Below are 7,675 nucleotides of genomic sequence, written 5' to 3' on the forward strand. Positions count from 1 at the left end.
ATCGTCGCCGACTACCGGGGCGAGGGTCTGCTCCCCGGGCAGGGCTCCGGGGGCGGGATCGGCGCGTACCTCCTCAACCGGGCCAAGCCGCATCTGCCGCCGTGGCTGGGAGTCGGCGCGGCCGGTGTCGCGGGTGCGCTGGGGAACTGGCGGTGGGGGGAGAGCGCTCCGGCCGGAGTCGGCCTCACCCTCGCCTCCGTCGCCCTCACGGGCGTCACCTGGTGGGTCGGCCGCAACACCTCCGCTCAGCGCCGCTTGCACTCCGCGATCACCGTTGCCGCGGGCTCCGCGTGGGTGACCGGGGCATGCCTCGCCGGGCCGCTCGCCGGACCTTTGGACGACCTGTATCTGATGGGCGGGCCGGTGGTCGCCCTGTCGTGGAATGTGCGGATGATCCTGCGCACCCCGGACGGGGAAGCGAGCGGGCAGGGCGGCGACAAGGGACTGCTCGAAAAGATCGGTCTGGCTCGTGCGCAGATCGGCACGGCGAAGGTGGAGCCGAACCGGGTCACCGCGCCGCTCGCGCTCGCTGCGGGGGAGCAGACCAACGACGACGTGACGAAGGCGCTCGGACTGCTCGCGTCCGCGCTGGACCTGCCCGCCTCCGCGGTGCGCTACCAGCCCGACCCGGACTCCAACCGCCGCGGGGAACTCGTCATCGTCCCCGAGGACATGCTCGCGGAGTTCGTCGAATACGACGGACCCTCGAACCTCGGGGGTTCGATCGCGGATCCGCTCCTGATCGGCCGCTACGACGACGGCGCCCCGATGCACCTGTGGCTGCCCGGCGACCCGGAGGCCGACCGCAACGGCACCCACGTCCTCATCGCCGGCGGCTCCGGCTCCGGCAAGGGCGACACCGCCCTGAATCTCCAGACGGAGATCCTTTCCCGCTCCGACGTGCTGCTGTGGCTGTCCGACCCGAAGATGTTCCAGGACTTCCGCCCCCTGCTCCCCGGCATCGACTGGGCAGCCGAGGGCGGCACCCCCACCGAGGTCATGGTGGAGGCTCTCCAGGAAGTCATCCCCGCCCGTACGCGGTGGCTCGGGCAGCACTCCTACCGGCAGTGGCTCCCGCAGGCAGCCCAGCAGCAGAACGACCCCAAGCACTCCTGCCAGCCGGACGGCACGGCGTGCGGCTGCCCGGGGATGCCGTTCCTCGTGGCCTGGATGGAAGAGGCCGCAAGCACCCTGCGGGCCCTGGGGGACGACGCGTTCACCGGGATCTCCCAGGAAGCACGCTCCGCGGGTGTCTCCCTGATCGTCTCCCTGCAACGCCCCTCCTACGACCAGATGTCCACCAGCACCCGCGCCGCCCTGCCGTCCGTGATCGCACTCGGCTGCGACCCGCGGGACGAGGGATTCTCCCTGCCCGACCGGGTCTTGGACGCGGGAGCGCACCCGGGAGCGTGGGGCAACCGCAAGCCCGGTTACTGCTACCTCGTGAGCACGGGCGTGCCCGAGGACCGCTACGCATCCCCGGGGCGCACCCGCGCTTTCACCCACCGCTCGGTGTCCCTCATGGAAGTCGTGGCCGCGTGGGCACAGCGCAACGGCGCCACCGCCGACCCGATCACCGCCGGGGCCGCCGCATCCATCGCGGGCAACGCCTACGGCGGCCGGCCGATACCCGGGGACGGGCATGGCGCACCGCACGTCGATCCGGAGGACGACGACATGGACGACGCCCCGCGACACGACCCCGAGGACGAGCAGATCGACCCGGAGGAGGAACTCCCCGCGGCGCAGACCGGAGACGATGCCCCGATCTTCGGAGAGGGCACCGGCCGCAAGCCGAAGGGGGAAGAGGCCCGCCGGCTGCTCGCGGAGGCGCTCGCGGAGTTCGAACGAGACGGACAGATGATCATCGGTCCCAAGGATCTGTCCGACTGGTGCGACCGCCACAACCTCTCCCGCCCGTGGGTGTCCAAGAAGCTCGCGGAGGCAGCCGCGGAGGGTCGACTCGCGCCGACGAACACCACCGGCCGGTGGCGCATCGTGCCGTCCCTGACCCCCGCGTGACACCTGACACCGTCACGGTCCCGTGACACCCAAACCTCTAGGCGGGCGCAGGTGTCACGCGCCCTGACACCCGTCCCTGACACCCCTGTGACACCCGCCTGACACCTCACCCGCACGCGCCCCCGCAGCCCCTGCGGACACCGGCGCGCGCCTCACCCGAGGAAGGCTCCAATGACCTACCGCGACCCGCCGGGGATCATCGCCCCGCACATCCCCGCCGACGCCTACCGCCGTGCCGAAGCCACCGGGCAGCCGGTCGTCATCGTCGTCCCGACCAACAACCCGACCGCCCTCCCGTGGCGCCGGATCGTGACCGCGCTCGCCGTGGCCGGGGCCGTCGCCCTCGGTGGGTGGGGGCTGGTCGTCGCGCTGTGCGCGCTGCTCGATGCCGCCGCGCACACCGTGACCGTCATCGCCGGCGCCGCCGGCCCCATCGGATTCGGAGGGATCACCCTCCGGCTCGCTCGCGGCAAGCACCTCTAGCTACGCCCGGGGCGACCGCCCCATCTCGCCAAAGATTCGCGGTCGCCCCGGCCCAACCAGCCCACAACAGACCCGTTGGAGGTCTCCCAGCATGACCCATCGACCCGACATCGGGCGACTGCTCGCCCTGCTCGAACCCGTCCGCGTCCTGGACGCCTACTCGTGCATCGGCGGCGCAGCCGCGGGCTACCGGCACGCGTTCGGCAACTGCCACATCACCGGCATCGACCACGTGGCACAACCGGACTACTGCGGTGACGCCTTCCACCAGGCGGATGCGATCGAGTACATCCGCGCGCACGGCCACGAGTACGACTTCATCCATGCGTCCCCGCCGTGCCAGGGCGAGGGAGCCCCGACCAAGGGCACCAACAAGGCGCGCAACGCTGCGATCGGCCGCACCTACCCCCGGCTCATCGCCCCGACCCGGGCCGCGCTGGAAGCCACGGGCCGACCGTACGTGATGGAGAACGTCCCCGGCTCCGAAGTCCGCAAAGACGTCCGCCTGTGCGGGGAACAGTTCGGGCTCGCCGTGCTCATGCACCGCTACTTCGAACTCGGAGGCTGGACCACCACGCAGCCGGCCCACCCGCGGCACCGCGGCTACGTACGCGGTTGGCGTCACGGCGAGTACCGCGAGGGCCCCTACGTCGCCGCCTACGGCGAGGGAGGGGGCAAAGCCACCGTGGACGAGATCCGCGCGGCCAAGGGGATCGACTGGTCCACCGATCATTTCCGCCTGCGCGAGGCGCTGCCGCCCGCCTACACCGAGTGGATCGGACGGGCGTTCCTCGCGGTGGCGCCCGTGCTCGAAGTGGGGGCCGCGGCATGAGCACCCGTCTCCTGAACGCTGCTCTGAGCACTGCTGAGCGCGGCTGGTCCGTCTTCCCGCTGCGTCCCGGCACGAAGCGGCCCGCGCTCCACAGCGAGCAGGCATGCACCCGTACCGGCCCGTGCGCGAGTGGCCACCGCAAGTGGGAGCAGCGCGCCACCACCGACCCGGACCGCATCCGCGCCGCCTGGTCGCAGGCGCCGTACAACGTCGGCATTGCCACCGGCCCCTCCGGCCTGGTCGTCATCGACCTGGACAAACCCAAGAACAGGGAAAACGGCAACAGCAGTGCGGACGCGCCTGACGGCGCGACGACCTTTGAGGCGCTCTGCGAGCGCACCGGGCAGCCCGTACCCCACACCCGCACGATCCGGACCGCGAGCGGCGGACAACACCTGTACTTCACCGCCCCCGCCGCGGTCCGCCTCCACAACACCGCCGGGACCCTCGCCCCGCTGGTCGACACCCGCGCATGGGGCGGCTACGTCGTCGCAGCCGGCAGCACCATCGACAGCCAAACGTACGAGGTCGCGGGCCCCGCCCTCATCAATCCTCTGCCCCCGGGACTGCTCGCACTGCTCATCCCGCCGCACCCGTCCGCCGCACCCCGGCCCATGCACACGCCGACGGCGGCGCGCACGGGGAGGGCCGCCGATGCGGCCCTCATCTGGGGGCGCAGGAACGTGCGGCAGGCGCCGGAGGGCACCCGCAACGTCCGGCTGTTGGAGAGCGCACGCGCCCTGGGCCGTTTCGTCGCATGGGGCGACATCCCCCGCCATGTTGTCGAAGACGCTTTTCAAGGGGAGGGCGAGGCTGTCGGACTCACCGCGTCCGAGTGCCGGACCACGATCCGCAGCGCACTGGACTGGTCGATTCGTACCTGCCGCCCGCGGGCCGCCGCATGACCGACCACCCCAACCCCCTCTTGAAAAGCATCACCGCTACCCCCACCGGGACCGGCCCCGCCGAACCGACCGCACCCGCGACCGGCCGTAGCGCGCCAAAGGTCGTCGCCGAAGGCGTCCGCACTGCTGTCAGTCCTGACCAGCACCGGGGCGACGGTCGGTACCCCGTGGCGTGGCTGTCCATCGTCGCGCCCCGGGGCACGGTCCCTACCGCCACCTCGAAATGCCTGTGCGGCAGGGACCGCAGCGCCGTGGGCCGCGCGAAGGTGCTCGCGCTGATCACCGACCACGAAGCACACCGCGACACCTGCCCGCTCCGCACCCCCCAGGAAGGGAGGGCCGCCGCATGACCGCACCCGAACCCATCGACGGCGCCGTACTGCTGGACGAGGTGGAAGCGTTCCACCGCCGGTTCAACATCTTCCCCACCGCAGCCGCGTACGTCGCGGTCGCGCTGTGGGACGGACACGCCCACCTGATCGACTGCTTCGAGACCACGCCCCGCATCGCGTTCCTGTCCCCGGAGCCGGGATCGGGCAAGTCACGGGCCCTGGAGATCGTAGAGACCCTGACCCCCCGTCCGGTCGCCACGGTGTCCGCATCCGCCAACGCCCTCTACCGGCTGGTCGACTCAGCCGAGGGACTGCCCACCGTCCTGTTCGACGAGGTGGACACCATCTTCGGCCCCAAAGCAGGGGCGGATGAGGCCCTGCGCGGGTTCCTGAACGCCGGCTACCGGCGCATCGGCGGCGCCCTGCGCTGCGTCGGGGACGGCTCCAACCAGACCGCGCAGATCTTCAACTCCTACTGCGCCGTGGCCATGGCGGGCATCGGCTCCCTGCCGGACACCGTGCTCACGCGCTCGGTCATCGTCCGCATGCGCAAGCGCGCCCCGAACGAGAAGGTGGAGCCCTACCGGCAGCGCACCCACGAGAAGCAGGGCCACGCCCTGCGCGACCGCCTCGCCAAATGGGCCGACACCGTCCGCGACCAGGTCGCCAACGCGTGGCCGGAGCTGCCCGAGGGAGTCTCCGACCGGCCCGCCGACGTCTGGGAACCCCTGCTCGCAGTAGCGGACGCAGCCGGCGGGGACTGGCCCGTACGGGCCCGTACCGCCTGCCTGGAACTGATCAGCGCGTCCCACGACAACGACGAAGCCTCCCTCGGGGTCCGGCTGCTGACCGACCTGCGCGACAAGGTGTTCTGCGGAGACGACCGCATGCCCACCGCCGCGATCATCGAATGCCTGCTCCGCATGGACGACGCCCCATGGGGCGACCTGGACGACAAGCCGATCAACTCCCGCACCCTCGCCCGGCTGCTCGGGCAGTACGTCACCCCGGCCAACAAGCCGATCAAACCGCGCGGCATCCGCACCCCCTCCGGCTTCCCCAAGGGCTACTACGCGGAAGACCTCACGGACGCCTGGATCCGGTACTGCTCTCCGGCCCCCGGAGAATCCGCCACGTCCGCCACGTCCGCCACACCCCAGGTCAACGGGGGTGCATCCGTGGCGGATACCGCCACAGCCATCCGCCACACGCCTGCGGAAACCGCCACACAGCCGATCCTCACCGGCTGACCCAACCGGCCGCTCCGAAGCCGCCACACCCTCCGGGTGTGGCGGCACCCATCCGCCACAAAACCGCTACCCGCCACACGATCAAGGCTCTGACCTGCGATGTGGCGGCGTGGCGGACGTGGCGGATACCCCAGAAGGGGGCCGACGGGCCCCCGCTCCTCCCCTCGCGACGAAGGAGCAACACCCGAATGGAAACGGCCAGTCCCGCCGACGCATTCGACCCCACCCTTGTGCTGCTGACCGTTGAAGAGGCGGCCCGCCGCCTTCGAGTCGGCCGCACCTTCTGCTACCAGCTCATCCGCTCCGGAGAGTTGGAGTCCATCCCCATCGGTCGGCTCCGACGAGTCCCCGCGGACGCGCCCGCCGAATACGTCGCCCGTCAACGCGCGGCCCGACGAGCGGCTTGACCGCACCCTGTGCGGCGGACTGTCCCGGACAGGACAGTCCGCCGCACCCGGATCTCGGTACCCAAAAACAGGAGTCTGGCTGTGGCAGAAGAGAAGAAGCGCACCCGCCGCGCCAACGGCGAATCCGCCATCTACTTCGGGAAAGACGAGCGCTGGCACGCTCGCGTCCCGATGGGCTACAAGGACGACGGGACCCCCTACCGCCGACACCTGACGCGCCCGACGCGCAAGGAACTGGTGGACGAAGTGCGCAAGTTGGAGAAGCAGCGCGACGAGGGTTCGGCACAACAACCTGGCAAGCCGTGGACCGTCGACAAGTGGCTGTGGCACTGGGTCGAGAACATCGCCAAACCGACCGTGAGCGAGAACACGTACGACGGCTATGAGGTGGCCGTGCGCGTGCACCTCGTGCCCGGTGTCGGGAAGCACCGCATCGACCGCTTGGAGCCCGAGCACCTGGAAAGCCTCTACCGCCGGATGCAGAAGAGCGGGAGCAAGGCCGGTACGGCTCACCAGGCCCACCGCACCATCCGGACCGCCCTCGGAGAGGCAGCGCGCCGCGGCCACGTGGCGAAGAATGCCGCCGCGCTGGCCAAGCCGCCACGGATGGAAGAGGCAGAGGACGAGGTGGAGCCCTACTCGCTGGACGAGGTGCAGAGTCTGCTGATCGAGGTGAACAAGCGCCGGAACAGCGCCCGCTGGATGCTCGCGCTCGCGCTCGGTCTGCGACAGGGCGAGACGCTCGGACTGCGCTGGTCTGACGTCGACCTGGACAACGAGTACCTCAAACTGCGCCGCAACCGTCTGCGCCCCCGTTACGAGCACGGGTGCCCGGAAGCATCGCCATGCGGCCGGAAGGCGGGGTACTGCCCGAGCCGGAAGCAGGTCCGGCGCGAGACGAAGAACACCAAGTCCCGCGCCGGCCGCCGTGCGGTGCCTCTGCCGGGCCCGCTGGTCGCCATGCTCCGCGCGCATGCCGAGGTACAGGCGCGCGAGCGCAAGACCGCGGGCAACCTGTGGATCGAGTCGGACTACGTATTCACCAAGGCGCTGGGCGGCCCGCTGAGCCCGAACACGGACTATCACGACTGGAAGCGGCTCCTGGCGGACGCACAGGTGCGGGACGGCCGGCTGCACGACGCTCGGCACACCGCGGCCACCGTGCTCATGCTGCTCGGGGTCCCGGCCCGGGTCATCGATCAGATCATGGGGTGGGAGCCGGGCACCTCCGCACGGATGCGGGCGCGCTATCTGCACGTGCCCGACGCCATGCTCAAGGACGTTGCCCGGAAGATCGCCGATGCCATCTGGGGGCCGGCGGCGCCCGCCGTGGACAAAAACCAGGACAACGAGAGCTGAGAACCGTCGAAGGGCCCCACCGCGACCGGTGGGGCCCTTCGACATCGTGCCCGGTGAGGCACTGGCGGAGGATACGAGATTCGAA

Annotated in this window: 7 protein-coding genes; all 7 read left to right on the forward strand. The window is 70.9% G+C overall.

The window, feature by feature from the left end:
* The 7 genes from traB to ACFVH5_RS43060 all read left to right on the forward strand — a co-directional run bounded on the left by traB (window position 1) and on the right by ACFVH5_RS43060 (window position 7,590).
* On the forward strand, window positions 1-2,022 hold the full coding sequence (traB, locus tag ACFVH5_RS43030; RefSeq protein ID WP_385839139.1) for a plasmid transfer protein TraB: 2,022 nt from the start codon (window positions 1-3) through the stop codon (window positions 2,020-2,022).
* 171 nt (window positions 2,023-2,193) lie between these two features.
* Window positions 2,194-2,505 (forward strand): hypothetical protein, encoded by a 312-nt coding sequence (locus ACFVH5_RS43035; RefSeq protein WP_385839140.1) that lies wholly within the window; start codon window positions 2,194-2,196, stop codon window positions 2,503-2,505.
* A gap of 91 nt (window positions 2,506-2,596) precedes the next feature.
* Entirely contained in the window at window positions 2,597-3,337 is a 741-nt protein-coding gene (locus ACFVH5_RS43040; RefSeq protein WP_385839141.1) for a DNA methylase, read from the forward strand.
* A complete protein-coding gene (locus ACFVH5_RS43045; RefSeq protein WP_385839142.1) occupies window positions 3,334-4,242 on the forward strand; it encodes a bifunctional DNA primase/polymerase in 909 nt (302 codons plus the stop codon). Before ACFVH5_RS43040 ends, ACFVH5_RS43045 begins: the two co-directional genes overlap by 4 nt.
* A gap of 346 nt (window positions 4,243-4,588) precedes the next feature.
* Window positions 4,589-5,824: a DUF3631 domain-containing protein gene (locus ACFVH5_RS43050; RefSeq protein WP_385839143.1), complete on the forward strand. Its 1,236-nt coding sequence runs from the start codon at window positions 4,589-4,591 to the stop codon at window positions 5,822-5,824.
* A 188-nt stretch (window positions 5,825-6,012) separates the two neighbouring features.
* Window positions 6,013-6,231 (forward strand): excisionase family DNA-binding protein, encoded by a 219-nt coding sequence (locus tag ACFVH5_RS43055; protein ID WP_385839144.1) that lies wholly within the window; start codon window positions 6,013-6,015, stop codon window positions 6,229-6,231.
* Between the two features lie 81 nt (window positions 6,232-6,312).
* Window positions 6,313-7,590 (forward strand): tyrosine-type recombinase/integrase, encoded by a 1,278-nt coding sequence (locus ACFVH5_RS43060; protein ID WP_385839145.1) that lies wholly within the window; start codon window positions 6,313-6,315, stop codon window positions 7,588-7,590.
* The last annotated feature ends 85 nt before the right edge of the window (window positions 7,591-7,675 follow it).

This window comes from Streptomyces sp. NPDC127119, from assembly GCF_042677425.1.
In the GTDB taxonomy this organism is placed as follows: domain Bacteria; phylum Actinomycetota; class Actinomycetes; order Streptomycetales; family Streptomycetaceae; genus Streptomyces.

Coding starts and splice junctions, on each gene's coding strand:
- ACFVH5_RS43035 (WP_385839140.1), top strand. CDS start 2,194: ATGACCTACCGCGACCCGCCGGGGATCATCGCCCCGCACATCCCCGCC.
- ACFVH5_RS43050 (WP_385839143.1), top strand. CDS start 4,589: ATGACCGCACCCGAACCCATCGACGGCGCCGTACTGCTGGACGAGGTG.
- ACFVH5_RS43045 (WP_385839142.1), top strand. CDS start 3,334: ATGAGCACCCGTCTCCTGAACGCTGCTCTGAGCACTGCTGAGCGCGGC.
- ACFVH5_RS43040 (WP_385839141.1), top strand. CDS start 2,597: ATGACCCATCGACCCGACATCGGGCGACTGCTCGCCCTGCTCGAACCC.
- ACFVH5_RS43055 (WP_385839144.1), top strand. CDS start 6,013: ATGGAAACGGCCAGTCCCGCCGACGCATTCGACCCCACCCTTGTGCTG.